Origin of the sequence: Pseudoalteromonas haloplanktis ATCC 14393, from assembly GCF_000238355.1 — a bacterium.
Lineage (GTDB): Bacteria > Pseudomonadota > Gammaproteobacteria > Enterobacterales > Alteromonadaceae > Pseudoalteromonas > Pseudoalteromonas haloplanktis.
The window spans coordinates 123,886-150,717 of the sequence record NZ_AHCA01000007.1 but is presented as its reverse complement, the minus strand read 5'-3'; the positions used below and the strand labels follow the sequence as shown (position 1 = coordinate 150,717).

Below are 26,832 nucleotides of genomic sequence, written 5' to 3'. Positions count from 1 at the left end.
AAAGGCAGCTCATGACGGACTTTATTCGCGTTTACGATAACGCCCTAAGCAAAGAATTTTGCGATAATTTTATCACTGAGTTTGAACAAAGCCCGCATCTAAAACAAGGCATTACCTCTGGCGGTGTCGATCTAGCAAAAAAAGATAGTCACGACCTCTACTTAAGCTCTTACCCTGAGTATGCAGAGCAATTAAAACATATTCAACAAACCACCGCGGGCTATATTTTTAAATACTTAGAAGAACATATTTTTATGATGATAGGTGCATTTGGTTTAAAGGTATATCACCCAAAAACAGGTGTTCCAACAGATTTAACCCAAGCAAACTTTGATGAGATAGGTAAGCCGCAACTCCCCTTATTAGTGCAACAAATTTTTAGACTTGGTAATATTCAAGCACAAAAATACCAAGTAAATAAAGGTGGCTATCCGTATTGGCATAGTGAGGTGTACCCGCAAGCAGGTCACAATGATGCACTACATCGCGTGCTGCTGTTTATGTTTTATTTAAATGACGTTGAAGAAGGTGGAGAAACCGAGTTTTACTACCAGCAGCGTAAAATTGCTCCAAAGCAAGGCACTATGGTTGTCGCTCCAGGTTACTTCACTCATACCCACCGTGGAAATAAACCCGTTTCAAACGATAAATATATTTTAACTTCGTGGGTGCTATTTAACCGCGCAGAGCAAATATATGGTCAACCACAAAGCTAAGCGGTCAGCGGTCAGCGGTCAGCGGTCAGCGGTCAGCGGTCAGCGGTCAGCGGTCACGGTCGGTCAGCGGTCAGCGGTCAGCGGTCAGCGGTCAGCGGTCAGCGGTCAGCGGTCAGCGGTCAGCGGTCAGCGGTCAGCGGTCAGCGGTCAGCGGTCAGCGGTCAGCGGTCAGCCAAAAAGTTTGGTGGTTATAAATTATTATGTCAACACTTAAAAAGTACTCGGGTAGCTTCAAACTTACAGTATAAACGCGGTGGCAAGCCACTCGCTTACAAGTACATATTCACGCCGAGCGGCTTAAAACTTACGGCTGACGGCTTATAGCTTCAGATCAGTTCATCAAACAAATCAAACAGCTTATCGAGCTCTTCAATGGTGTTGTAATGCATACAACCGATACGCACAACGCCGCCTTTGTCTAGCACCCCTAATTGCTCACATAAGCCTTGAGCGTAAAAATTTCCATCCCACACACAAATGTGTTGTTTACCTAAAAACTCAGAAACCTGACGCGGCTCCAGTCCTTCAAAGGTCAAAGCAAAGGTTGGGGTACGCTGTGATAGACGCTCTAAATCATCAATTCCAAATAACCTGATCTTAGGGTAGTTAACTAAGCGAGTTAGGAAGTGCTCACTTAAGGCCATTTCATGTTGCTTTGTTTTCGTAAATGCTGCGGCTAACTTATCACGTCGTGAATGGCTATCATCAAGTTCACTTATATCTGCGATATAGTCCACAGCCGCAATCAGACCTGCTAGTGCTTCAAAACTTTGCGTGCCCGTTTCCCAACGACCTGGGATTGCATCTTTTGCAGGTTCCACTTTATAAGGTGTAAATCCTTCAAGATGTTCACGCTTACCGTAAACCATGCCTAAGTGAGGGCCGAAGAACTTATAGGCAGAACATGCTAAGAAGTCACAATCTAACGCTTGTACATCCACCAGCTCATGAGGTGCGTAATGGACTGCGTCAACATAAACCAATGCACCCACTTCATGGGCCATGGCAACAATACGCTGAATATCGTTAATAGATCCTGTGGTGTTTGACGCATAAGTCACAGCAACAAGCTTGGTATTTTGATTAAGTAAGCTTGCAAAATGCGCTAAATCTAAGCTGCAATCGGCCTCATTGATCAGCGCAGTATTCACTTTAACGCCTTTATCTTCAGCCGCTTGTTGCCACGACGATACATTTGAGTAGTGATCAGCATTAGTCACGATGATTTCATCACCCGCTTGCCAATTACGAGAAATCGCACGACTAAAGCTAAACGTAAGGCTGGTCATATTCGCGCCAAATACAATCTGGTCGTGCGACGGCGCATTAAGTAAATCTGCGGCCGCTTGACGCGCATTAGCCATTAGCTCAACGGTTTTATCGCTTGAGAAAAACGCGCCACCTAAATTCGAATTGTAATAGCCTAAATAAGCCGACATTGCACTGAGCACTTGCTGCGGCACTTGCGAGCCACCCGGGCCATCTAAAAATATTGGCGATTTACCCGCAACTTGCTGCATTAATGCCGGAAATTGACGGCGAAGTTTAGTTAAATTCATTGCCATTCCTTAAGCCGTTAATACAAAGCAGTCTAGGTAACCGTCTTTACTTGCATCAATTTTATTCATCGGTGTGGCGTTATGCCATACTTCGCGGTCATTAATAAGTGCAAACATACCGTCTTTAATTTCCATTTTAAAACATGGCTCAGCTTGTTTGTTTTCATAAACCAACAGTTCACCGCCTTCTAAGTTTTCGTGAGATACACCACAAATACACACGTGATCAAAACCATCTTGGTGAATACCCTCTGGTGCAGGTGGTGTATCGCTGTCGATTGCGAGCATTCTAAATTGGTGAATTTCAATATCACGGTCTTCATCTATCCCTGTAATTGCACGAAATTCATTAACGATACTTTTCATCCCTTCACTTTGTAGTAAGCCTTGCTCTAAGTTTTCATACGTACGCTCAACATTACCTTGAAAGGTATTGATTGAATCATCTTGTACAAAGGCTTTAGTGGCTTGTAATTTTAGCTCGCCACCTTGTGCTTTGATCACTGAATAGCGGCGTTTACGAAATGCACCATCAGCGTACGGATTAGCCGGAAGATTGGCAAATGATGGCTTTACCGCCACGATATGAGCTTGGTTTACAAAACGAAGTTGTAATAGGTTCTGGTTGTTTAATGCTGTCATAAAATATCACCTAAAAAATAAGAGACTAACTCATAAATATTGGTGGGATTTTAATGCAAATAGATAGAATTTTTTGCGTCTTTATTTGGTTAAAGGCAGCTAAATGTATAAAATTAAGATCTAAAAGTGAGTTTTATTGAATTTTTAATTTAAAAATAAAAACGACCACATAAGGTGGTCGTTTTCTCATCTATAAAAGGTATTCAATAAACTTAAGGTGTTGTCTCTACAAACTCAACATTTACTTCACACGACTCTGTGATTGGACCTACTTCATAATAGTCAGCTGAGTGCCAAGTACCATTACAACCTGAGGCAGAACCAACTTCATAACCTTCATCTGGATATAGACTCAGACCACGAGTTTCATTATCTCCTAGTGTAAAACTATTCTCACTTACCACACCATTACCCGAAACAACAACATTTACAGCATAAACTTGACTATAATAAATGTTGTAATAATCTTGGTTATTACGCAAATCTTCCAAATAGTTAACGGTTTCATTACTTAATGGATTATTATAAAACTCTAAGACTGCTGACTTTTCAGCAATAAAATCAACCCCTGTAATCGTCGATAAATTCGAGTTACTGAGCCTTACCTCAGTTAAAGCTGTATTATTTGAAAAATCGATATTTGCTATATTCGTACTGTCCAAATATGCGGACTCTAAGTTTATAAACAAACTAGTGTCAAATGAACTTAATTGTTGGTTGTTGCCTAAACCCACTGATATCAGTTGTGATGGAGAGGCAATATTTATTTGCTCACTTAAAGTAAACTGATTACCTTGCAAGAATAACTCTCTTAAATTAATTAGACCACTTGTATCAAATGAAGTTAAATCCGCGTTGTTAAATTCTAACCTCCTAATATGTGGGAACTGTTCATTACTAATTAAGCTTGAGTCTAATCCGTCGATACGTAGAGTATATAGATCTTCAAGATGACTTAGATTTAGTCCAGCTAAGCCATAACTGTAACTAATGTCTAAAAATTCCAATTCAAGATTATTTGATAAATTTAACTCATGTAACTCTAAAGAGTTCGCATAAAGTCTCTGCAACTTGGTATTTTGAGTTAAATCCAATGAACTTAGTGGATTACTGTTAACCCAAAGAATTTCTAAATTAGCTTTATCACTAACATCTAAGATTGCTAAAGCATTACGCTCTACATCAAGATGAATCAAGTTATCGGTGCTGGCGATGGATAATACACTTATGTTATTAGTCCAAGCACCAAGTTGAACCAATGAAAGCTGATTGCTAAGATCCAACTCTACAAGTTCATTATTACTTACCCATAGATGAGCAATTAATGGGTTCGCGCTAACATCTAGCTGGGTAAGCTTGTTATTACTTAAATCAAGCTCTAGTAAATTAACATAACGACTAAGATCGAATGTTGTTAACCCAATTGCATTTAATTTCAACACTTCAATTAAAGCAGGATCTGCAACCTCAATTGTACTTACTTGGCTATCATTAATTGAAAGCTGACGTAGTAAAGGCAGATTGGTTAAATTGAGGTTTTCGCCTACATTTACATTACTAAGACCTATACTTTCTATGTTTGTAAATGCTTCCAGTCCAGCCAGCGCTGTAATTTCACCATAACCTTCATATTGGCAATTTAACTCTGTAACACTCTCTAAATTAGTTTTCCCAGAATTATCAACACACATAGCAAGCGCAGGATCGGTAACATTTGCCTGAATAGATAATGGGACAAACTCTTTAAACGTGACATCAATTTGACAACTTTCCGTAACGGATGAAACTCGATAGCCATCGCCTTCTATAAAACCATCACACCCAGAAATAGTATTAAGTACATAACCTGGGTTAGGGTCAATTGACGTCCACCACGATGAACCATGCCTTACAAAGCTCTCATAACCGACACCAAGCGAACCATTGCTATCACTATTAACTGTAATAGTATGTTGTGGAGCATCAAACGATAAGTAAACTTTATCTTCTTCAAGGCAACTATTACCTTTTAAGTATTTACAGAAAGTAATATCACGGCGGTTGTTATCAATAAGCTCTATAACCGTTTCTTGACCATCAAGTATTAACTCCAGTTTGCCATCCACTAACTCAACATTTACTGGGTCAGCGTCATCAAGCTGGAAAGTATAATATTGTTTATCAAGGGCTTCGTCATAATCACCATAACTCACTGCCCAGCGAGCAATACCATTATTGTCATTTTGATATAAGGTAAAACCAAGATTATATTCATAAAACCGATCAACTTTGGATGAACCTGTAAAATCATGGATATATAAATGTGCCGTGGTGTCTCCTAAATTGGTTCCACCAACAGTACGCTCTATATAATATCGCTGACCATCTACAGCTACTAAAGTATATATAAACTCCCCTTCAAGAGTACACGTATCTAAAGCAACATCACACCAATCTACTCTTTGTGGGTAACCATCAACATACTCGGTATATAGGTCACGCTTTAAATGACCATCTTCAAACCCTCTTTGGTAAGAGCTTGTTCCAAAGGTAAAGAAAATCTCACCATCATCGTAAACTTGAATTTCAGACCAATGAGTATCAATGTCATGACCATCTCTAAATTGATGGCGACCAGCAAAATTATCGGCACTAATCGGTTGCTCGTTACGGCGAATCATAATGCCAGTATCTGTGTAATACTCTCCTTCAAATATGCCTTGGGTGACAAGCTGATAACCTACGTTTAGATCTTTAGTGATATAAAATGATTCAGTTCCGCCATCTTCAGGAAAGTTAAGCACCATCGTATTATCGGTTACTTGCCAAGTAAAACCCTCATCAGATAAATCACTAATATCATGAGATACACCGGTACCATCATCACTAAACGTAACTTTGTAAACTGTATCCTCACCTACAAGGTCAACAGACCATTCACCAACGATGTCATCAGCAGTGATTGCTAAACGTTGCTCAAGAGTTGTTTTTGTTACCTCGTAAGCGCTTGTATATTCTTCAACTAAAACATCATTTTTATAGTGTTCAATGCTTCGATCTAACTCATACCAGTTACTACCTTTTTCAGGTAGTGGGGTTAATCTCAGGCTGGTAGCTATATCTTTAACAGTCACTTCAACCGGAAAACCCTCTGGGTATTCTATATTTTGGTATTCACCAAGAATAAACTCTTGCTGTGGAGTGATCTCTATTACCCCACCTACATTTTCATTCCAAATAACATCGACTTTACCGTTATAGGTTAAAGAGCCAGTGTTATCTTCACGCAACTCAACTGTATAAGCACTTGCGTAATACAGATCTTGATTACCAATTATGAAGTTACCCGCTACTTGCTGTTGCTCTTTAAAGGTCGCTGTAATTTCACAATCAGTGTTACTTGCAAATGCAATGTAATGGTTACCTTCTATATAGCCTTCACACCCCGTAATGCTATCTACTACGTAGCCTTCTGCTGGCAGTATTTCAAAACCAACATTTTGATAAGTGAATGAGTCTTGAACTATCGGTGATAACTCACCGTTACCTGTGGAGTTTGCAGTAAGTGTTACTTTAGGGCGCTTAGGTAAATAGCTGATCTGTGTTGCTGCTGAACACTCACTACCTTGTTGGTAATGACAAACAACAATCGCATTCTCATCAGCTGAAACAAGTTCGAAATACCAGGTTGTGCCGTCCACCTCATAGCTTAATACACCATCATCGAATACAAGCCCAGTATATTGCTCACCATTAATTTCAAGTGTGTAATCAATACCTTGATCTGTATAGTTTGAGTATAACTGATCTGTATTACCATTTTGGCTATAAAACTGAGTGTAGTTTTCCAATAATTCTTCGGTGAACTCTGAATACGACAAGTCATCACTGTATTCATAGATTAAAATAGCACGAACTTGCTCAGTAATATTACCTTGCTGATCATAAGAGGATTGCGTTCTTAATATATAAAACTGATTATCAACAATATTTATAAACTCATGAACCATATCATCCGCTAGGTAACAGCTACTATCAAAGCCTTCACAGCTAGTTACCAGCTGGTTGTTGTAAACAAAACGCTTACGTATAAACACGCCATCTTCTAGGTAACCTTGATAGCCTGTGTAACCCAGACCTATCATTACTGTGCCATCACTATGCAGATTAAGATCATAGTTTTGCGCTGTACCAACAAAGCCATGCCAACGACCTATAAGATCTTCATTGGTAGTCGTTACATCAGCCTGCTTAACAATTAAACCTGTTAGTGAGTTACCTGACTCATCAGAGCTGGTGTCTAAAGCAACCAGCTGGTAGCCTGCCGATAACGTCTTGGTAAACCAAAAATCAATTACACCAACTTCGCCATCTTCATCATAGCTAACAGATAATTTGGTGCCATCTAATACCCAGTTAAAACTTTCACTACTGTCATTGTTTACATCGCCTGTACCATCAGTATAAAAGCGTAACTCCTCTGGTTCTTCACGCTCGGTAGTGCCATCAAAACTGCTGTCATCTGCTTGAAAGAGCCAAGTATTTGCTGTTAATTCTGTGTCAGTTAAAGCAATAGTTTTAAATTTGTTAATTAAATTAGTGGTATAAGTATACTCTTCTGCAGGGCTCGTTGTGACAATACCGGTCTGTTGATCAAGAGTCTCGATTTGTGTTGTACGTGTCACTTCTATGGTCTTAAACACATCATTTTCAGCTAAGATTTGGAAACTTATTGCTTTTAATTTCATCGTTTCTTCAGGATCAGAGCTGCTCATTCCTGCATGAGCTTTATAAATAATCACGTCATTAGCTAGTGCAAGATTGTAAATCCCCCCCTCTTGAGTCATCGTTACATTAGAGCTCGTATTTGAATGAAGTTGACCATTACCATCTGCTGATAGTGTTAAGTGAAATGCGCGATTATTATAATAACGGGGTGAGTTAATAATAAATTCACCCACTAATGCTTCCTTACTACCTGTTACAAGATCGTCGTCTTCTTTAATTTGTTTTTTAGTTTCTTCAATTAACTGTGGATCTTGTTCATTAACTTGCTCTTCAAACGTTTTAGCAACATTTTCATCAGCAACCAGTTCCAGGGTACTATTTACACCTTCAGGTAATTGATAAGCAGGGTTATCAACAACGATTTTAATTAAGGTCGCAAGTTGAATTTTTTCATCCGCATCAACATTTAAAAGAGCTGCGTCAAGCTCTTCAGTAGTGGTTGGTTCAGCACCGTTACGTGTTAAAAGTGCAAATTCAGCCGTTGTAACATTAGTGATGTTTACACCAAAGTTATCATTACTATCAAGTACGTTATCATCACCTGCTTGCTCAAGTAGCTTTTCTACCGAGCTTAATTGCGACACAAACTCAACACCTGGGTTTAATGAGTCTAAGCCTTTAGCTTTTACACGTACCAGTTTTTTGCCTGAACCTTCGTCGATAATTAACTCTTGGGTATAACGACCATTCGCATTTGCCTGTGTTGCAAAAGATTCATTCCCTACAACAATCTCAAGTTCAGCATTAGCGATTGGCTCATCTGTAACTACCCCTGTAATGGTAACGTTCGACACTTTACGCTTAATTACAACTTCTTGTGTTTTTGAAGCTGTAGCGCCATCATCATCTGTTACTGTAACTGTAAAATTAACTGTTATATCTTCTGTTATATCTGCAGAAGTGAACGTCGCATTTGCTGCTGACAGGCCATCGCTAGTCAACTCGATACTTGCATCATGACTCCAGCTATATGAAGCTATACTCCCATCGCTATCACTTGCAGCTGCATTGAGGGTAAATGCCTCTTGCTCTATCGTCTCTGCAGGCGCGGTTATGCTAACTGTTGGGCTCTGATTGACTGGATCAATTGGGGGAGGCGGTGTTGAGCCCCCGCTGTCATCACCGCCGCCTCCGCAGCCAGTTAAAAGTAGTGCACTCGTAAATAAACCAATGCGTAGTTTGCTGTTGCAAAAATCCATTTTCTTTCCCCTTTTAAATGGATAAAGTTCAGTAAATTAGTTCGCTCACCCGATAACTAAAAAAAGCTATAGAGGTTCTATGGCTTGTATTCAAATCAAAACTTTATAATTTATTTTTAACTTCTTTTAATTGTTCTGAAAAGGTAAGGTTTCTTAAGTCTCCTAAACCTACCGCTTCGGTAAGTTCGGCTAGCTCGGCTTCAAATTTAAGCAGCTCACTCTCAATCTCTTTATTACCTAACGCTGTTTTTAACTCTGTATACTCACTAAACAGACTGTTTATACGATCGATTTGATGGGCAACAAGATCTGCGGCTACTTTTATATTGTCATAGTCTCGGTAATTTTTCTGAGCGTAAGCTTGCCCTTCCGCTAGCTGGCTCTTTACGTCACCATACACCACAGGAAACACACTGACTTTATCTGAATTAGCTAAGCTATAGATTTTATTAATATGTTCTGAAAAATAAAACTGCACCACTGCGTCTTTTTCTAATGCTGTTAACTGCTCTAAAAGCTGTGGGACATACTTTTCTACCTGCGCTTCTTTACCATCTATGAGGAGCTCTTTTAACTCTTGGTGCTGCTCATCTAATAAAGCGTAGCGCTTCTCAAAATGAATTTTGGCATCGATCTGAGTAAGTACAGCAAATTCATCTCTTACCGGTTTCAATACAGCCGTAATTCGCTCTTTAGATAAACTCGCAGCAGTAACTAAATTAATAACCTCTAAACTTTGCTCCATGACTTCATCTGCAACCGTATCCGATGAAAATAATGAAGCACTATCAAGTGCATGCTCTGGTGACAACCTTAATTCATCAAACTCACGATCAAGCACTTGCCAAATCTTTTTAGCTTCAGCGACTTTCTCTGCATCAAAATCAGCCAAAGATTCTGAATCTATTAAGTTATAAGCTGTTAACGCTTCTTGAAAAGCTTGCTCAGCCTTTTCATAAGCCAGTTGTAATTGCTCAGGTGTTGCTTGTTCACCAGTCAGTCCAGAGGTAATGCTGCCTAAATCTTTTTGTACTGACTCGATGGTTTTGCAACCCGTTAAGCCCACAGTTACGATAATTGTTGCTAGTAATATTTTCTTCATTAGTAGCTCCATTGCACACCGAATGTATACGCAATATTTGTGTACTCAACCTCAGGGACTCTTAAACGCTGACCATTCGCTAAGTTTTCGGTTACCACGTCTCTGGTTTTATAGTTTGCGTCTATACCTGCGATGATCGCAACATGCTGTAACACCTGATAACGCATTCCAGCTCTTGCAAAGACTCCCCAACCATTAAAGTTATCGGTCAAAGTTGTGGTTTCAAATTGGGTATTTTGAATTTGTGAATACATAGGTGAACTTACCTCACCTTCAACGTACCAACTATATTTGTTGAAGCTATCTTGTAAACGACTGTCAAAGCGAGCTCCTAAACTTAATAAGATGCCCATTTGATCTTCTGATACCGAAATAACGGGGCTTAAATTTGAAGTGTAATCTTGCTGAGCCCCAGTGTGCCCACCATCCATACCTGGCAAGGTATAACGAGCAGGATTATTTGGATCATCAGAGATTGCCATTAGAGCTTGATCAAACGCATCGGCGCCAGGTTGTACAAAAGAAAAGTTTGAACGAGTAAAGCTAGAAGTGAAAAATTTAATTCCAGCTGTTATCTGAACAGCTTGACTAAAGTTATACGCAGCTTTGGCACCGACTTCACTAGAACGAATTTTGAACGCATTTTCTTGTACCGCGCCAAACTCCCCCATACTCCAGGTTTCTGTTTCTATTTCGGGAATAAACGTGGTTGCGGAGTCAATATAATAGCCCCAATCATCATTAAGACCGCTATAAGAAACTTGGCGAATCGTTGTATTAGTTACATCTATTGACTGACTTAACTGACCAAAACCAGCAACATCCCCTAACGTTTCACTATAGCCAACACTTTCAAAGCCAACGCGTATTTCACTAAATGAGGGGTTCGGAGTTGCATAAATTGATGCGCTAAATAAAATTATTGATGGCAACAAGAAGGGTTTCATTTTCTCACCTTACACTACATTGATATTTATAAACATGCAGCAAGCAAGGAAGATAATCTAAAATCATGTACCATCCTTGGTTACAACAAATAACATTTGTTAATATTTATAGGCAAAGTTTAGCTTAAGTGAATAATCAGTCAAGTGAAAATGAATATAGACTTAACAAAAAACCCGTATAAAACGGGCTTTTTAACAAAGACAAGCGTTTAAACTGCCTGTTGAATAATCACTTTGTCTGCTTTTTTAGTGTAAACAGGCATGCGGTGGAAGTTTAAGTAACGGTATGTGTCAGCTGCTGTTGCATTAATTTTCGCAGCATATTCTTGATATTCAGCAGGTGTTGGTAACTTACCTAAAATAGCCGCGACAGCAGCAAGCTCAGCGGAGGCTAAAAATACATTCGCGCCATTACCTAAGCGATTTGGAAAGTTGCGGGTAGAAGTAGAAACCACCGTCGCCTTATCTGCAACACGCGCTTGGTTACCCATACACAATGAACACCCTGGCGTTTCAATGCGAGCGCCTACGCGACCAAATATACCGTAATAACCTTCATCGGTAAGCTGGTCTTTATCCATCTTAGTTGGTGGAGCAACCCACAATTGAGTTGGAATACGCCCAGTAAAACCATCAAGCAATTTACCTGCGGCGCGGAAGTGACCAATATTAGTCATACAAGAACCAATGAATACTTCGTCGATTTTCTCACCGGTAACATCTGATAATAAACGTGCATCATCAGGATCATTTGGTGCACACAAAATTGGCTCTTTGATATCGGCTAGGTCGATTTCTAGGACGTGTTTATATTCTGCATCTGCGTCAGCTTCCATCAACTCTGGATTTGCTAACCATTGTTGCATTGCTGTAATGCGACGCTCAATGGTACGTACATCACCGTAGCCTTCAGAGATCATCCACTTAAGCATCACAATATTTGATTCTAAATACTCAGCAATCGACTCTTTAGAGAGCTTCACAGTACAACCAGCAGCTGAACGCTCTGCAGATGCATCTGATAACTCAAAAGCTTGCTCAACCGTTAAATGCTCCACCCCTTCAATTTCTAGAATACGACCAGAGAACTCGTTGATCTTACCTTTCTTTTCAACCGTCAATAAACCTTCTTTTATAGCAAAGTAAGGGATTGCATGAACAAGGTCACGTAACGTAATACCCGCTTGCATTTTACCTTTAAATCGAACCAGAATTGATTCAGGCATATCAAGAGGCATAACGCCTGTTGCGGCTGCAAATGCAACAGCACCGGAACCTGCAGGAAATGAAATACCTAGAGGGAATCGGGTATGTGAATCACCACCAGTACCTACGGTATCTGGTAATAACATACGGTTTAGCCAGGAGTGAATTACACCATCTCCTGGACGCAGTGATACGCCACCACGGTTCATGATAAAATCGGGTAGTGTATGATGCGTGTTAACATCAATCGGTTTAGGGTAAGCTGATGTATGACAAAAAGACTGCATAGTTAAATCGGCTGAGAAGCCTAAACAGGCAAGATCTTTAAGCTCATCCCGTGTCATCGGGCCGGTAGTATCTTGCGAACCGACCGTGGTCATTTTTGGTTCGCAGTATTGGCCAGGACGAATGCCCGTTACGTTACATGCTTTACCCACCATTTTTTGTGCAAGTGTAAAGCCTTTATCAGATAGCTCAGTGATAGCGGGTACTTTAAATACATCCGTTGCACCTAAGCCAAGGGAGGTACGGGCTTTATCAGTTAAGCCACGACCAATGATCAGTGGGATCCGACCACCAGCACGAACCTCATCAAGAATGACATCTGATTTAAGTTCGAATGTGGAGATCACTTCATCTGTACCGTAGCGCTTCACAACACCTTCATATGGATAGATATCAATTTGTTCACCCATATTAAGTTCATCAACATTCAACTCAATTGGTAACGCACCAGAATCCTCCATCGTATTAAAGAAGATTGGCGCTATTTTATTGCCTAAACATACACCACCAACACGCTTGTTTGGTACAAACGGAATATCATCACCCATAAACCAAAGCACCGAGTTAGTGGCAGACTTACGGGAGGAGCCCGTCCCAACAACATCACCAACATACGCCAAGGGCAGGCCTTTTGCTTTTAATTCTTCTAGCTGCGTAATTGGCCCGACTTCACCGTCTTTATCTGGTTTGATACCATCGCGTTCAATTTTTAACATTGCTAAAGCATGTAGAGGGATATCTGGACGAGACCAAGCATCCGGTGCGGGTGATAAATCATCAGTGTTTGTCTCGCCGGTTACTTTAAAAACAGTCACAGAAATTTTTTCAGCAACAGCTGGCTTGCTAGTAAACCACTGTGCATCTGCCCATGATTCAATCACTTGCTTAGCAAAGCTATTACCTGCTTTGGCCTTCTCTTCAACATCATAAAATGCATCAAACATTAATAGGGTATTAGCAAGGCCTTTAGCGGCGATTGGCGCAAGCGACTCATCATCAAGTAAATCAATCAGAGGGGCGATATTGTAACCACCAAGCATTGTACCCAGTAGTTCTACGGATTTTTCTTTTGAGATAAGCGGCGACGATGCATCCCCTTTAGCAATTGCGGCTAAAAAGCCCGCTTTAATATACGCTGCATCATCCACACCAGGTGGTACACGGTTCACCAGTAAATTTAGAATAAACTCTTCTTCACCAGCCGGGGGAGTTTTAACTAGCTCAATAAGATCAGCTGTTTGCTGAGCATCTAATGGCGCTGGTACGATACCTAATTCGGCACGTTCTTCTACGTGTTTACGATAATCCTGTAGCACAATATAGCCCTCTTTGGTGACGTGAAAATATTTTGACGATTTATAATAAAGCTTTTAAGTATAGATTAAAATCCATCCTGTAAAGCAAAACATAATACTCACTATAAATTATGTGAATGTTAATTAAGGAAAATACCAATCACATGAATATTAATTACAACCCAGTTATTATCAGGCATAAAAAAACCCAGCATTGCTGGGTTTTTTTAATTTAAGATAGTATTAACGCTCTACTTTTACGCGTTCAATAACAGTTACATGCGCTTCAACACGACGGTTCTCAGCATGCGCTTCAGCCGTGTTTGCAGGGTTTTTAAGACGCTCTTCGCCTAAACCAACAGTAATGATACGTTTTTTATCAATACCATCTTCAATAAGACGAGCTGCAACAGCGTCAGCACGTTTTTTAGATAACCATTTGTTATAGTCAGCTTTACCCACTGAAGAAGTGTGACCTTCTAAAAGAACTTCAGTTCCTGGGTACTCTTTTAAGAATGCAACCGCTGCATCAATATCATCTAAGTATTTTTGCGATACTTTAGAAGTATTATTAGGGAAAGTAATTAATAAGCTCTTAGTTACTTCACGATCTTCATATAATGTACAACCAGTACCATCTACAGCGTCAGTCATTGGTGTGTTTGCACATTGGTCGTCTGCATCTGGGATGTTATCGCCATCACTGTCAACTGGAGCAACAGCTACTGGAACAACAGCTGCTGTAGGAGCCGCTTCAACTGGAGCTGATGAACCTTGCTCACCAAAAATATAGCTAAGACCAAGCTTACCAGCAACATCAGTGTAACCACGGTCAAGTCCTTGGTACATTGTAGCTTCAGCGTTGAATGCAAAGTTATCTGTGAAATAGTGTTGATAACCAGCACCTAAGTTAGCAAACATTAAATTTTCAGTAATGTCTAATTGCTTAAGACCAAAAATACCATAGAAAGGGCCGCCGTTAATGTGGTAAAGACCATCAATACCTAAACGATCGCCGTCCATGCTCGTTGCAGTCATAGCTGGGTTTGAACTTGAGATATCAAAATCCATATCTGCATATTCTAAACGTGCGCTCCAGTAATCGTTAAAACGATAACCTAGCTCAGCACCCCAACCCGTTGAATCATCAACATTAGTACCAGCACTACCACGAACATTTTCCCATGATGCATCATAGTAATCGCCAAAAGCACCGATAAAGAAGCCTTCTTTTTCAGCCGCGAAGCTTGAAGCGCTAGTTGCAGCTAGTGCTAAAGCAATAGTAAGAGATTTAAGTTTCATGTTTCATTCCTTTCCATTAAAAATACCTAAAGGCCATTTGGCCAAACTCGCTCTAAGATAGATGATGACCAATTAATCCAAACTTAATAAGCCTATAGAAACTGAAATTTATAGTGAAGTCCAATAGGTTGGAACAACACAAAATACGACAATACCTATATCAATTCTTAACTCGCTAGATATTTCGCGAGCTCTCAAAATTATTTAACTCATTTCAAACTTCGACAAATTAATTGATTAACAATAAGAATACTACAATTATTTACGGCTTTATTACTTTAAATCAAGTTTAAATTCACTTTAATTAAAAGCGAAAAATGATTAAGTAGTCAAGAGTAACATCATACAGTGTTAGCCCGTTTACTCAAAAAGTAAATATTGGTAGGTATTTTAAAAGCAAAAAAAAGTCGACTTGAGTTAATCAAGTCAACTTTCTAAAAGCTAAAGTTGCTGAGTTAAAATGTTAAAGCAACTTTAGCTCAGTGAATAAAATTATTTGCGAAGAACTTTAACTCGTTCAACACTCTTAACCTGAGCTTCTACTCGGCGATTTTGTGCGTGAGCTTTAAGTGTGTTTGCTGTATTCAACAAACGCTCCTCACCATAACCAATAGTAGATACTCTTTCAGATGAGATGCCATCTTTAATTAGTACATCTGCTACATCTTGTGCACGTTTTTTAGATAATTGCATATTGTAATCAGCATCACCTACAGCTGAAGCATGACCTTCTAATAAAACTGATGTTCCATCGTTTTCTTTCATAAACGCGGCTAAATCAGCAATATCATCAAAATAGCCATTTGGTACTTCGGCAACATCGTGCGGGAATGTAACTAACAATGCCATTGTTACTTCTTTATCTTCATACAATGTGCAACCGTTATCATCAACGGCATCAGTCGTCGGTGTATTAGCACATTGGTCATCAGCATCGATAACACCATCATTATCACTGTCCATAGGACCCGCCACTACTGGCGCTGGCTCTACTGGCGCAGGTGCTGGACTTTGGTCACCAAAGATATAACTAAGACCTAATTTAGCACCAACATCTGTGTAGCCACGGTCAAGACCTTGATATAGAGAAGTTTCAGCATTAAAAGCAAAATTATCTGTAAAATAATGTTGGTAACCTGCACCCAGATTAGCAAACATTAAATCTTCATCTACAACATCAAGATTTTTCAAACCAAAGATCCCGTAGAAAGGGCCGCCATTGATATGGTATAGGCCATCAATACCGTAACGTTTTCCGTCCATACTTGTTGCAGTCATCGCAGGGTTTGAGCTTGAGATATCAAAATCCATATCAGCGTATTCTAAACGTGCGCTCCAGTAGTCGTTAAAACGATAACCGATTTCCGCCCCCCAACCTGTTGAATCATCAACGTTAGTGCCTGCACTGCCTCGGACATTTTCCCATGATGCATCATAATAGTCGCCGAATGCACCTATATAAAAGCCTTCTTTATCGGCTGCGAAACTTGAAGCGCTAGTTGCAGCTAGTGCTACAGCAATAGTAAGTGATTTTAATTTCATTGTTTCCTTCCCATTTTCACAATTAAAATTGTAGCTAAGTGACCCTAGCTCTTAACATTTAACCTGAGTACAAAGAGATTTGTTAATCATTACTTAACGAAAACGCTTGAATTGTGTTTTTGTCAACTAAAGTGGTTTTAATACAAACAGTAATAAGTATAGACGAGATAAAAGACTTTACCTAACCTACAGCTAAATCACCCAAACATAACACTAAAAAAACCTCCCATAGTCAGTATTTACAGTGATAAGCGCACTTTAGTACGCGTGTAAATTTTAAAACTCTCACGTGTATTATATTGGTTAATTTTAAATCAACAAGTAGGAAGCGTATTTATTTCTTATGAAAGATTAATGAATAACAGTTAATAATCAGCCTAAAGTAAGCAAAGTAAATATCTCCTCACAATAATGACTTACTTTCAGTGAGGAGCGATATAAATAGGAATATACTAACTCAGCGTGGTGCGTCATCAGGTACCACAAAATGTCTGATAATTTAGTTCATTTTTAGGGGCTAAAGTCCATGACTCTTTTACTTGGGATTGATATGGCTGTTGCAATGCATGCAAATATTCGTTCAATATGGGACTGTGCTGCTGCCGCGTAAAATCTTGTAAGATATCTTCAATAATATGATTGCGCGGGATCAATTTTGGATTCACTTTACTCATTATAAAGTAGCTGTCGGCAGATGTTCTTTGTAACCAACTCTGTGACCACGTAGTTAACTCTTGAGGTATATCACTATTACCTTGCAATGATTGCGTCAACGCATTAAAAGTATTGGTGTAATCAAGTTGGTGCGTTTTCAACAACGTTAGTAGCTCGGAAACTAATTCTTTATCCCCTACTTGCTCACCATCAAGTCCCAGCTTCTGCGCCCACATTTGGCTAAATGCATGATTAAACTGCTCAGCAAAGCCATTAATAATTGGGCTTAATAAGGCTACCGCTTGCTCATCATCGCTACTGATCAAAGGCATTAAACTTTCGGCTAAACGGGCACAGTTCCAATTTGCAATATTTGGCTGATGACCAAAAGCATAACGCCCTTGACGGTCTATAGAGCTAAATACGGTATCAAAATCAAACTTATTCATCATCGCACAAGGGCCGTAATCAATGGTTTCACCGCTAACTAGCGTATTATCGGTATTCATCACGCCATGAATAAAACCAACTCGCATCCAACTCACCACAAGGGCTATTTGTTTTTCAACAACCTTAGCTAAAAATGCTAAATAGCGCTCAGCGCCAGAAGTCGTTATTTCAGGATAATGTCGCTCAATGGCTAAATCAGCCAAGGCCCGTAAACCTGCAACATCTCCTTGTGTGGCTAAATACTGGAATGAGCCAACTCGAATGTGACTGCTGGCAACGCGGGTTACAATTGCTCCCGGCTGAGGTGGTTGTCGGTAGACGGTTTCGCCGCTGGCAACAACCGCCAAACAACGTGTAGTGGGTACGCCGAGCGCATGCATGGCTTCACTCATTATATACTCACGTACAGCAGGACCGATTGCACAACGGCCATCACCACCGCGTGAAAATGGCGTAGCGCCCGAACCTTTCAACTGAATGTCCCATAGCTGTTGCTCTTGATCTGTCACCGCCCCTAGTAAGTGTGCGCGACCATCTCCCAATCGCGGTGAGAAATGACCAAACTGATGCCCAGAATAACCCAGTGCAACAGGTTCTATGTTACTGTTACTTTGATTACCAGCAAAAATGTCTGCACGTTCAGCGCAGGCCACATCAATATTAAGCTGTTGAGCTAAAACATCGTTCCACAACAATAATGTGGGTGCTGCAACGACACTAGGAAAATCTGGTACTGCAAAATCATCTGCAATCTGGGTATAGCGCGCAACGAGTTTCATGGTATTCCTTAAGCTTGGGTTGTTTGTATGCCAACGCGGTTATCACCCACGCTGTACGCGAGAATTAAGCTTAGCTCTTGTAAACTTAAACCGCTTTGCTGTTGTAACTCATTAAAAAATGCTTGCGCCGCAGCTAGTGACTTTTTAGTTTGTAGGCCACCATCAATTATTTTATGCGCCCGCAAATAACTTTCTACGTCACGAGATAATAAAAAGGTATCTTTACCAAGAGCACGTAATGCATAAGGTCCTGTGTTACCCCCTAAACGTGCACCGTGCTTTTTTAAATATCCCCACAAACCAATTATGTCGTCTGTTGGCCAATCGGCAATAAATTGACTAAAACTACCATGTTCTGTGGCAACATCATGGATCATATAAGCGTTATGTGGAATGGTTTGTACTTTTTTAAAGTTACGCACAATTCGCTCATCACTGGCTTTTTGCTCGAGCATATCCGGTGGCATCATGAGTAACTTTTCGACACTGAAGTCCCAAAAAACGTCACGAAAGCCAGCCCATTTATTGTTGATCACCGACCAATAAAAACCACTTTGAAAAACCTTGCGGGTAAATTCTTCAAGCCATACATCATCAGGTAGAGTCCGTAATTGTATTGCTGTTTTTGGAGCCACAAGCAATTGCTGTAACATTGCTTCGCCACCTTTTCTCTGTGCCGCTCGTTGATATATATCTTGAAACTTTTCCATCATTCACTACCACTACTGTTATTAAGCTTACTGTAACGTTATTTACGTTGTAAAAAAATGTCAGGAGCACATTGCAGGGTAAATTAACTTAAAAATATCCATCCTTGACACCTAGACGGCTAAAATGCTTTAATCTCCGTCATTACCCCTATTTAAGGTGTGAGTTTTTCTTAAAACTTGCGCTGTGGGCTAGAAGAGGTGCGTTATTCAGGTAGCGTATGTGAGGAGCACAAAACTCCAATGATCATACGTGAGGGGAATTAACGCCGAGAAGTAACACTTTTTGTGAAGGGTTATTTCGGGCGACTGGGTTGAATCCCAGCGACTGTCACCAATAACAGCAACGCTGTTAATTTGTTTGGTGGAGAGCTTCTGGTCTTAGCATAATAAGGCCATTGCGCCCTATTGTATTAAGCCCATTCGCTCTTCGAATTATTAGTTCGAACGACGTTAATGCGGCTCCAATCATAAAAGCTTCCTTAACTCTTCGAATAATTTATAAGTTCGTGAGAGATGATCAACAACTTTAATTTAAACAACTACCCATTATGGACCGCGCTTGTCACCCCTTTTACAGATGCAGGCGACGTCGACTATGGCGTACTTAACCAGTTAGTTGCACAACAACAAGCAGCTAACAATGGTATATTATTACTTGGCAGCACCGGAGAAGGTCTTGCCTTAACATTAAAAGAGCAGCAAGCGATTGTTGAGCACGTATGCCAATTAGCACCAACCGTGCCACTGATGGTTGCCGTTGGCGGTATGAACCTAAAGCAACAAATTGCGTGGGTTGAATACTGCAATCAACTTCCTATTCACGGCTATTTACTTGGCTCTCCTGTGTATGCAAAACCAGGTGTAGTTGGTCAAACTCATTGGTTTGAAAGCCTGCTCAATGCCAGTAAGCACCCTTGTATGCTTTATAACGTGCCAGGGCGTAGCGCCGTTGCGATCCCTCCTGAGGTCATCAGTAATTTAAAAGATCATAAAAATTTATGGGCACTGAAAGAAGCCAGTGGCGACATAGCCAAATTTGAAGGCTTTAGAAAAGTAGCCCCTGATTTAGCAATCTTTAGTGGTGATGACGCGCTAATGCCTTACTTTGCACAAGCAGGCGCGAAAGGCTTAGTGTCAGTTGCTGCCAATGCATGGCCTGAGCAAACCCATGAATTTGTGAGACGTAGCCTTAGCGGTCAACACCCCAATTTATTTGCCGACTGGTCTCAAGCGATTCAAAGCTTGTTTGCCGTGGCAAACCCTATTCCCGTTAAAGTATTGATGCATTTACAAGGGCGTATTCGTAGCCCGTATTTACGTCCGCCTTTAACGCATCTTGAGTTAACGCAAACTGATTGCATCAGTCATGCAAACAACACCATTTTATCTTGGCATTAAACACAGGTTTTTATAATGAGCTGGTTAGAACTATTAAATAATTTAGAATCGGGCGCAGTACGCGCAGCAACACAAGACGAAAGCGGCCAATGGCATGCAAATGTTGACGTTAAACAAGGCATTTTAGAAGCGTTTAAAAACGGCACTAATACTGAATTCCCAGGTGGATTTGTTGATAAACACAATTTAGCGCCACAAGGTTTCGCAGCAGATGCAGGCGTTCGTATGGTACCTGGTGGCTCAAGTGTACGCCGTGGTGCGCACGTAGCTAAAGGTACGATCATTATGCCACCAGCGTACGTGAATATTGGTGCATTTATTGACGAAGGCACTATGGTTGATAGCCACGCCTTAGTAGGTTCGTGCGCGCAAGTAGGTAAAAATGTGCATTTAAGTGCAGCGGTACAATTAGGCGGCGTACTTGAGCCAATTGGTGCAAGCCCAGTTGTGGTAGAAGACGATGCATTCATCGGTGCAGGCTGTGTGATTGTTGAAGGTGTAGTCGTTAAAAAAGGCGCTGTACTTGCGCCGGGCGTGCGTTTATCAGCGACTATTCCTGTTTATGATTGTGTTAACGAGCGTCAACTAGATAAAGGCGAGCCAATTCCAGAATACGCGATTGTTATTCCTGGCTCTCGTCCTGCATCTAACGCCTGGGCGCGCGAACAAGGCTTGAGCATGTCATGCGCATTAATCGTAAAATACCGTGATGAACAAAGTGATGCGTCATTACTTCTTGAAGAGGTTTTACGTTAATGACCTTTTTGAGCACGCCAGTTAAAACCGCCATTGATGCGTTATCAACTCAGCTTGATACACCATTTTTTGTTTACGATCTTGATACCCTAAACACGCACTTAGCGCGTTTAGTGGCACAAACTGAAGTAAAACTTTGGTATGCCGTAAAAGCCAACCCGTTATCTAAAGTGATACAGAGCTTAGATAGCGCAGGTTTTAATTTTGATGTGGCAAGCAAAGGCGAACTTGAGCAAGTACTAGCACAAGGTATTAACAGCGAGCGCGTGCTCAACACTGGGCCTGCAAAGAGCCCAAAACAAATTAAGCACTTTATTGAGCGTGGCGTACGTATTTTTGTGGCCGAAAGTCTCAATCAAGTCCGCTGGCTAAATGAGCAGGCGCTTGCTCAACAATGCCAGCTTCAGGTTTTACTACGCGTACAATTACGCTGGCCTGAGGGCGAAAAAAACCCACTGGGCGGCGATAGCCTAACGCCATTTGGCTTAGGTTGTGATGAATGGCAAGCACTCAACATTCATGACTACCCTGCACTAAACTTTGACGGCCTGCATATTTTCCAATGGGGTAATATGCTTAGCAGTGACAAACTCGCCGAGCTTTGGTCACAAATGGTCGCGCCATTACAACAACTCGCAGCTGATTTAAATATCAATTTAAAAGTACTCGATTTAGGTGGTGGTTTAGGCATTCCTTATACATTAGATGCCCCTACTCTAAGCTGGGATGCATTAATAGCAGCGCTTGCAAAAATTAAGCGTGATGCAGGTGTTGAACAATTATGGATGGAGCTAGGCCGCTATGCTGTTGGTGAATGTGGTCATTACGCAACCCCAGTGGTTGAAAGCAAGCTTAATTATGATCAACAGCAAGTGATTTTAAGTGGCGGAATAAACCACTTATTGCGCCCTGCGGTCACAAGCCAAGATTTCCCCGCACGTTTATTACGTGAATCAAGCGCTGCAACGCAAGCGATGAGTTTGTATGGCCCACTGTGCACAGCACTTGATTGTTTGGGTGAACACCAATTACCCAATGATTTAAACGAGCACGACTGGCTGGTGTTTAGTCAATGTGGTGCGTACGGCTTTACCGAAAGCATGCCGTACTTTTTATGCCATGAACTTGCCGCCGAGTACGTTTTACAAAACGGTGAGCTTCACTGTATTCGTCAAGCAGAAGATGCCAGCTACTACTTAAGGTAATTGATATGAGTATTACAACAGCTATCAGCCAAGAAAACATCGTAGTTGGTGAAGTTGCAAACGGCCTGCCACTCACTATTCCAGTCTATCGCTTAAAAGGCGATGGCAGCGGACCAAATGTGTATGTGCAAGCCAATATGCATGGTGCAGAAGTGCAAGGTAATGCGGTTATTTACCAGTTACTCGAACAACTTAAACACCTTAAACTTAAAGGCGATATTACCTTAGTCCCGTATGCCAACCCCATTGGTTGTAATCAAAAATCAGGGGAATTTACCCTTGGTCGCTTTGATCCAATTACCGGCACTAATTGGAATCGCATGTATCACTGCACTAGCAAGCTTGCAACTGAGTTTGCCGAGCAATACGCGGATGCCGATGATCAGACTTTAAAAAGCGCCTTTAAAGCAGCACTTATCGATGAAATAGATCAGCTATTAACGGGCCCAGCTTACCGTTTAACCACTGGTAAACGTATTGCCCTGAATTTGCAAAAATTAGCTCATCAGGCTGATATCGTTCTGGATTTACACACCGGCCCAATCTCAAGTCAGCACTTGTATTGCCCAGATTACGCCAAAGACAGTGCCCGCTATTTTAATATTCCCCACGTATTGTTTATTCCAAACGACTTTGATGGTGCAATGGATGAAGCCAGTTTTTGCCCGTGGTGGCAGTTAACTGAAGAATTAGCAAAGCAAGGCCGTAAGTTTAATGTGCAGGTTGAAGCGTTTACCGTTGAGCTTGGCAGCCAAGAAAAAATTGATTTGAGTGCCGCTCTCGATGACGCAAATAGCATTTTAAGTTATCTAAATTATAAACAAGCATTCGTCGATGCACCGTATCAACCAAAAATGATGAAGCGCTACGGCTGTAATTTAAATGATTACCTTGCTTACTATGCGCCTATGGGCGGCATGGTTGAGTATATAGCGCCACTAGGCGGGTATATTAAAGCCGGTGAGCCGATTGCTAAAGTGCTACGCATGGAGCGCTATTTAAGTGAACAACCTTTGCAAACACTAACACTTGATTGCGATGCCATCGCAATTTTGCACTTTGCTTCAGCAAGCGTAAATCAAGGCACTGAGCTATATAAGTTTTTTACCAACGTATTTGAGCTTTAAGTTACTTCTATTGAAAGCTCAACCCTTCTCATTGCGTGAGAGCACGATTATCCAATTGGAAAACGTGCATTGAACAGGCGGCTTCGGCCGCTTTTTCTTTGTATTTATGATCGAAAAGCGCCACAATCACGTAAGTTCAGTAGCAATTCACTGATATTCAGTTACAGTCAATAGTGGATAAATTGTAAAAATCGCAATTTTCAATATTTCTATGACACTGAAATTAGTTAACTTTAATTTATTCGAAATACACAATAGCGACTCTCTATTTGATTTTATCAAAGGAATAATAATGACTTGGCACTATGGGATCTTATTCACTGCACTATTATCAAGCACCGCATTTGCGCAATCAGAACCAGCAACAAAAACCAACGAACAAGATGATGAGCTTGAGCTGGTAAAACAATGTATTTTAAACGAGGCAATTGGCGGCTCTGACGAAATGACACTAGCGCAATTACGCGAAAAATGCTCATCATTAGAGGAAAGTAAGCAAGTAACAGCACTGGATAAACGCAAAGCGCGTGAAGAAGTCAGCCAAAAAAATCGCAATGTGATCACCCCACATAAACGCAATTACATTTTACCGCTGTCGTATGTTTCTAATCCTAATACTAGGCCATTTAGTAGCTTAAATGAACTATCTGAGGACAGCGATGGCGAGCCACTCGATAACTTAGAAATAAAGTATCAATTGTCGATTAAAGTCCCTTTGTACAATGACTTTGCAGATAAAGACCAAGCTGTTTATTTTGGCTTTACCCTGCAATCATTTTGGCAATTTTACAATGATGATATTTCATCGCCGTTTCGTGAAACCAATTACGAACCTGAGATTTTTTGGGTTAACTACCTAGACTCGGAAAATGTACTGTGGGGCGATGAAATGGCCATTGCAATCGGTTTAGTGCACCAATCTAATGGTCGTAGCCAACCTAACTCTCGCTCATGGAATCGTATTTATGCCGATTTTATTTGGGAGAATGAAGGATTTGTTTTTAGCTTTAAGCCTTGGTATCGCATTCCTGAAGATGAAAAAGAAAATCCACTGCAGGCTAAAGGTGACGATAATCCAGATATCTATAAATATATGGGTTACTTTGAATTTTCTGGCGCATACCGCTACGAAGACCATGAGTTTAGCTTTATGACACGCAATAACTTAAATTCGGATAACCGCGGCGCAATTCAATTAGATTGGTCATTTCCTTTATGGGGCCGATTACGCGGCTATGCACAATACTTTAATGGTTACGGTGAAAGTTTAATTGATTATAACGCTGATATTGAACGTATTGGTGTGGGTATATTATTAACTGATTTACTTTAAAAATAAGTTACTGTAAAAACAAGGCCAAGCTAATGCTTGGCCTTGTTTTATCACTTAATAACTTTAAACGTACCTTCAAATTCAGCGACTAACACATTGCCATCAAAGATTTCTACTGGCACTAAATAGCTTGCCTTACCTTCCGACTCTAACTCGGCTAATTTACCTTTACAGCCGCTTAAATCAACACTGCCACGCGGTTCATTATTCAGCGGTTTTAAATACTTAATATTTGCATCAGCCAATACGATATTGCCTTCAAGGCCTGCTTCTTTAAGTGCTAAGTATGTTGCCCCCCAGCCAGTTAGCGTCGCTAAACTATAAATAGAGCCTGCAAACATGGTGTTATGCAAGTTTAAATTCGCATTAAGATCAGCACTGGTGGTAAATTGCCAATCGGTGTAGCTTTCAACTTTAATACCCATCGCATCACTAATTGGAATCGATTCGCGCCACGTATTCTGTAGCACTTGAGTCCAATTAGGATGGCGGAACCAACCTGGCTCAGACGGTTTTTGTTTCACCATCTTCCAATGTTGAACATCGTTATAAGCTAGATGCGCTTTTTCTTTAAGCTCATAACCATGGCGCTTATAAAACTCCAGCGCGCGCTCGCGAGCAAATAAAACGAGTTCATCGGCATCTTGGGTCCAAGCTATTTTCTCAAGCTCATGTAGTAGACGACTACCAATATGCTGGTTACGATTCCCTTCAGCAACTGCCATATAACGTACTTGGGCTTGTTGTTGATTATTAAAATGCAGTCGTGCAACACCTAGTACAACACCTTCTTTATTTTTAATAAAGCGGTGCTCAGCATCTTGCTCTAAATCGTCCTGCTCCGAGCCACGCGGCTCATTCCATGGCGCACGTAGTACTTGCCAACGTAATTGATAATAAGCTTGCCAATCTTCGCTACTTTGTGGTGTTGTCACCTGAAACATAATCACTCCTGTTGTGCTAATACCGTACTATAAAACGCTGTCGCTTACTGCTAAAAATAATATCAACAGAATACGGTAATTTGTTATTGCGACCTACCATACTCCATCTGATAAAAACTTGGAATACGACTTTGGTGAGCAAAGTAAAATACCTGTATATCACAAAAAGTGATATGCAGACTGGCGCTTTAAATTGACTCAGCTATGCTGATGTAACTATGGAACATTTTTTTGAAGACAACGGGGCAGTAAAGCACAGCTTTATCGAAGATTGTCACCGTCTCGGACAACTACTCTATTGGCACAAATATGGCGCCGATTGCATTCAAGTGCGTCAACATAAGCAATTACGTTGGCTATTGATCAACGAAACCTTACAATCCGTGGTTGAAAAAAGCCGACCGAGCCACTTGCTGTTCCCTCATCTACAGTTTTTAGCACAACTATGGCAACCTCTTACAGCACCAAAATCAGTGCTTGAACTCGGACTTGGCGGGGGGGCTATTCGTAATTACTTACAACACACTTACCCTGACTGCCAACTGATGTCGGTAGAAAAAAACCCCAATATCATTCACTGTTATAAACGTTTCTTTGGCGGTGACCATGCCTTAAACTTGCGCTGTTTTGATGCGGAAGCGGTGCTTGAGCAAGGGCAAGAGTATGGTTGGATCATCCTTGACTTGTTTAGCCAACTCGATGCGCCACTGTTTTTATACAAACATCGCTTTTATGAAAAATTACGTAGTGTCTTAGCTAAAAACGGCTACCTGTTTATTAATTTTTTATCACAACATGATTCACAACTGAAACAATTAGAACACTTACTGATCACCACGTTTGGTAAAATTCCGAGTATTGAGAAAATCCCAGGTTACGCAAACCATATAGTAATGATCAAAAAATAACGTTTA

General features: G+C 40.7%; 18 protein-coding genes, 2 pseudogenes and 1 riboswitch. Of the genes and pseudogenes, 9 read left to right on the top strand and 11 right to left on the bottom strand.

Annotated features, from left to right (window positions below; all coding sequences use genetic code 11):
- The first annotated feature begins 11 nt into the window (after positions 1 to 11).
- From PHAL_RS0114265 to PHAL_RS24780, 3 genes and pseudogenes are all read left to right on the top strand, one after another.
- Positions 12 to 716 carry a 2OG-Fe(II) oxygenase gene (locus tag PHAL_RS0114265; protein WP_016709100.1) on the top strand — a complete coding sequence of 235 codons (705 nt, stop codon included), beginning with the start codon at positions 12 to 14 and terminating at the stop codon, positions 714 to 716.
- A pseudogene (locus PHAL_RS24785) lies at positions 695 to 829 on the top strand (hypothetical protein); the annotation flags it as partial. The gene PHAL_RS0114265 and the pseudogene PHAL_RS24785, both read left to right, overlap by 22 nt.
- Positions 780 to 1,040, top strand: a pseudogene (locus PHAL_RS24780) (hypothetical protein); the annotation flags it as partial. The pseudogenes PHAL_RS24785 and PHAL_RS24780, both read left to right, overlap by 50 nt.
- A gap of 2 nt (positions 1,041 to 1,042) precedes the next feature.
- On the opposite strand, the gene PHAL_RS0114255 reads toward PHAL_RS24780, so the two are convergent.
- The 10 genes from PHAL_RS0114255 to PHAL_RS0114210 all read right to left on the bottom strand — a co-directional run bounded on the left by PHAL_RS0114255 (position 1,043) and on the right by PHAL_RS0114210 (position 19,155).
- Positions 1,043 to 2,275, bottom strand: a complete 1,233-nt coding sequence (locus PHAL_RS0114255) for a cysteine desulfurase-like protein (RefSeq protein WP_016709098.1) — start codon at positions 2,273 to 2,275, stop codon at positions 1,043 to 1,045.
- Positions 2,276 to 2,284: 9 nt separating this feature from the next.
- Positions 2,285 to 2,917, bottom strand: a complete 633-nt coding sequence (locus PHAL_RS0114250; RefSeq protein ID WP_016709097.1) for a 2OG-Fe dioxygenase family protein — start codon at positions 2,915 to 2,917, stop codon at positions 2,285 to 2,287.
- A gap of 212 nt (positions 2,918 to 3,129) precedes the next feature.
- Positions 3,130 to 8,883 (bottom strand): leucine-rich repeat domain-containing protein, encoded by a 5,754-nt coding sequence (locus tag PHAL_RS0114245; RefSeq protein WP_016709096.1) that lies wholly within the window; start codon positions 8,881 to 8,883, stop codon positions 3,130 to 3,132.
- Positions 8,884 to 8,986: 103 nt separating this feature from the next.
- The gene (locus PHAL_RS0114240) at positions 8,987 to 9,985 is read right to left on the bottom strand and encodes a hypothetical protein (protein ID WP_016709095.1); all 999 of its coding nucleotides are present in this window, start codon (positions 9,983 to 9,985) and stop codon (positions 8,987 to 8,989) included.
- A complete protein-coding gene (locus PHAL_RS0114235) occupies positions 9,985 to 10,932 on the bottom strand; it encodes a hypothetical protein (RefSeq protein ID WP_016709094.1) in 948 nt (315 codons plus the stop codon). Before PHAL_RS0114235 ends, PHAL_RS0114240 begins: the two co-directional genes overlap by 1 nt.
- Before the next feature lie 209 nt (positions 10,933 to 11,141).
- A complete protein-coding gene (acnB, locus tag PHAL_RS0114230; RefSeq protein WP_016709093.1) occupies positions 11,142 to 13,739 on the bottom strand; it encodes a bifunctional aconitate hydratase 2/2-methylisocitrate dehydratase in 2,598 nt (865 codons plus the stop codon).
- A gap of 222 nt (positions 13,740 to 13,961) precedes the next feature.
- Complete coding sequence (locus tag PHAL_RS0114225; protein ID WP_016709092.1) at positions 13,962 to 15,020, bottom strand: OmpA family protein; 1,059 nt, start codon at positions 15,018 to 15,020, stop codon at positions 13,962 to 13,964.
- 492 nt (positions 15,021 to 15,512) lie between these two features.
- Complete coding sequence (locus PHAL_RS0114220; protein ID WP_016709091.1) at positions 15,513 to 16,562, bottom strand: OmpA family protein; 1,050 nt, start codon at positions 16,560 to 16,562, stop codon at positions 15,513 to 15,515.
- Positions 16,563 to 17,035: 473 nt separating this feature from the next.
- Complete coding sequence (locus PHAL_RS0114215; RefSeq protein WP_016709090.1) at positions 17,036 to 18,445, bottom strand: protein adenylyltransferase SelO; 1,410 nt, start codon at positions 18,443 to 18,445, stop codon at positions 17,036 to 17,038.
- 8 nt (positions 18,446 to 18,453) lie between these two features.
- A complete protein-coding gene (locus PHAL_RS0114210) occupies positions 18,454 to 19,155 on the bottom strand; it encodes a DNA-3-methyladenine glycosylase I (RefSeq protein WP_016709089.1) in 702 nt (233 codons plus the stop codon).
- 185 nt (positions 19,156 to 19,340) lie between these two features.
- Positions 19,341 to 19,535, top strand: a riboswitch (Lysine riboswitch).
- 133 nt (positions 19,536 to 19,668) lie between these two features.
- On the opposite strand from PHAL_RS0114210, the gene dapA reads away from it, so the two are divergent.
- The 5 genes from dapA (at position 19,669) to PHAL_RS0114180 (ending at position 24,974) form a co-directional block, all read left to right on the top strand.
- A complete protein-coding gene (gene dapA / locus PHAL_RS0114200) occupies positions 19,669 to 20,553 on the top strand; it encodes a 4-hydroxy-tetrahydrodipicolinate synthase (protein WP_016709087.1) in 885 nt (294 codons plus the stop codon).
- A gap of 15 nt (positions 20,554 to 20,568) precedes the next feature.
- Positions 20,569 to 21,309 carry a 2,3,4,5-tetrahydropyridine-2,6-dicarboxylate N-succinyltransferase gene (locus tag PHAL_RS0114195; protein WP_016709086.1) on the top strand — a complete coding sequence of 247 codons (741 nt, stop codon included), beginning with the start codon at positions 20,569 to 20,571 and terminating at the stop codon, positions 21,307 to 21,309.
- Positions 21,309 to 22,514 (top strand): PLP-dependent decarboxylase, encoded by a 1,206-nt coding sequence (locus tag PHAL_RS0114190; RefSeq protein ID WP_016709085.1) that lies wholly within the window; start codon positions 21,309 to 21,311, stop codon positions 22,512 to 22,514. The genes PHAL_RS0114195 and PHAL_RS0114190 overlap by 1 nt, the downstream gene beginning before the upstream one ends.
- Positions 22,515 to 22,519: 5 nt before the next feature.
- Complete coding sequence (locus PHAL_RS0114185) at positions 22,520 to 23,641, top strand: succinylglutamate desuccinylase/aspartoacylase family protein (RefSeq protein ID WP_016709084.1); 1,122 nt, start codon at positions 22,520 to 22,522, stop codon at positions 23,639 to 23,641.
- Between the two features lie 292 nt (positions 23,642 to 23,933).
- Positions 23,934 to 24,974 (top strand): phospholipase A, encoded by a 1,041-nt coding sequence (locus PHAL_RS0114180; RefSeq protein WP_016709083.1) that lies wholly within the window; start codon positions 23,934 to 23,936, stop codon positions 24,972 to 24,974.
- A gap of 50 nt (positions 24,975 to 25,024) precedes the next feature.
- On the opposite strand, the gene PHAL_RS0114175 is transcribed toward PHAL_RS0114180, so the two are convergent.
- Positions 25,025 to 25,918, bottom strand: coding sequence for a bifunctional GNAT family N-acetyltransferase/hotdog fold thioesterase (locus PHAL_RS0114175; RefSeq protein WP_016709082.1), 894 nt, complete (start codon positions 25,916 to 25,918; stop codon positions 25,025 to 25,027).
- Between the two features lie 218 nt (positions 25,919 to 26,136).
- Here PHAL_RS0114175 and PHAL_RS0114170 point away from each other — a divergent pair, with 218 nt between their 5' ends.
- Positions 26,137 to 26,826: a spermidine synthase gene (locus PHAL_RS0114170; RefSeq protein WP_029216172.1), complete on the top strand. Its 690-nt coding sequence runs from the start codon at positions 26,137 to 26,139 to the stop codon at positions 26,824 to 26,826.
- Positions 26,827 to 26,832: the final 6 nt, after the last annotated feature.

Bases quoted from the DNA above. Each gene is read 5' to 3' on its own strand.
- PHAL_RS0114170 (WP_029216172.1), top strand. From the start codon at position 26,137: ATGGAACATTTTTTTGAAGACAACGGGGCAGTAAAGCACAGCTTTATC.
- PHAL_RS0114215 (WP_016709090.1), bottom strand. From the start codon at position 18,445: ATGAAACTCGTTGCGCGCTATACCCAGATTGCAGATGATTTTGCAGTA.
- PHAL_RS0114225 (WP_016709092.1), bottom strand. From the start codon at position 15,020: ATGAAACTTAAATCTCTTACTATTGCTTTAGCACTAGCTGCAACTAGC.
- dapA (WP_016709087.1), top strand. From the start codon at position 19,669: ATGATCAACAACTTTAATTTAAACAACTACCCATTATGGACCGCGCTT.
- PHAL_RS0114195 (WP_016709086.1), top strand. From the start codon at position 20,569: ATGAGCTGGTTAGAACTATTAAATAATTTAGAATCGGGCGCAGTACGC.
- PHAL_RS0114175 (WP_016709082.1), bottom strand. From the start codon at position 25,918: ATGTTTCAGGTGACAACACCACAAAGTAGCGAAGATTGGCAAGCTTAT.
- PHAL_RS0114255 (WP_016709098.1), bottom strand. From the start codon at position 2,275: ATGAATTTAACTAAACTTCGCCGTCAATTTCCGGCATTAATGCAGCAA.
- PHAL_RS0114210 (WP_016709089.1), bottom strand. From the start codon at position 19,155: ATGGAAAAGTTTCAAGATATATATCAACGAGCGGCACAGAGAAAAGGT.
- PHAL_RS0114180 (WP_016709083.1), top strand. From the start codon at position 23,934: ATGACTTGGCACTATGGGATCTTATTCACTGCACTATTATCAAGCACC.
- PHAL_RS0114245 (WP_016709096.1), bottom strand. From the start codon at position 8,883: ATGGATTTTTGCAACAGCAAACTACGCATTGGTTTATTTACGAGTGCA.
- PHAL_RS0114235 (WP_016709094.1), bottom strand. From the start codon at position 10,932: ATGAAACCCTTCTTGTTGCCATCAATAATTTTATTTAGCGCATCAATT.
- PHAL_RS0114185 (WP_016709084.1), top strand. From the start codon at position 22,520: ATGAGTATTACAACAGCTATCAGCCAAGAAAACATCGTAGTTGGTGAA.
- PHAL_RS0114250 (WP_016709097.1), bottom strand. From the start codon at position 2,917: ATGACAGCATTAAACAACCAGAACCTATTACAACTTCGTTTTGTAAAC.
- PHAL_RS0114240 (WP_016709095.1), bottom strand. From the start codon at position 9,985: ATGAAGAAAATATTACTAGCAACAATTATCGTAACTGTGGGCTTAACG.
- PHAL_RS0114265 (WP_016709100.1), top strand. From the start codon at position 12: ATGACGGACTTTATTCGCGTTTACGATAACGCCCTAAGCAAAGAATTT.
- PHAL_RS0114220 (WP_016709091.1), bottom strand. From the start codon at position 16,562: ATGAAATTAAAATCACTTACTATTGCTGTAGCACTAGCTGCAACTAGC.
- PHAL_RS0114190 (WP_016709085.1), top strand. From the start codon at position 21,309: ATGACCTTTTTGAGCACGCCAGTTAAAACCGCCATTGATGCGTTATCA.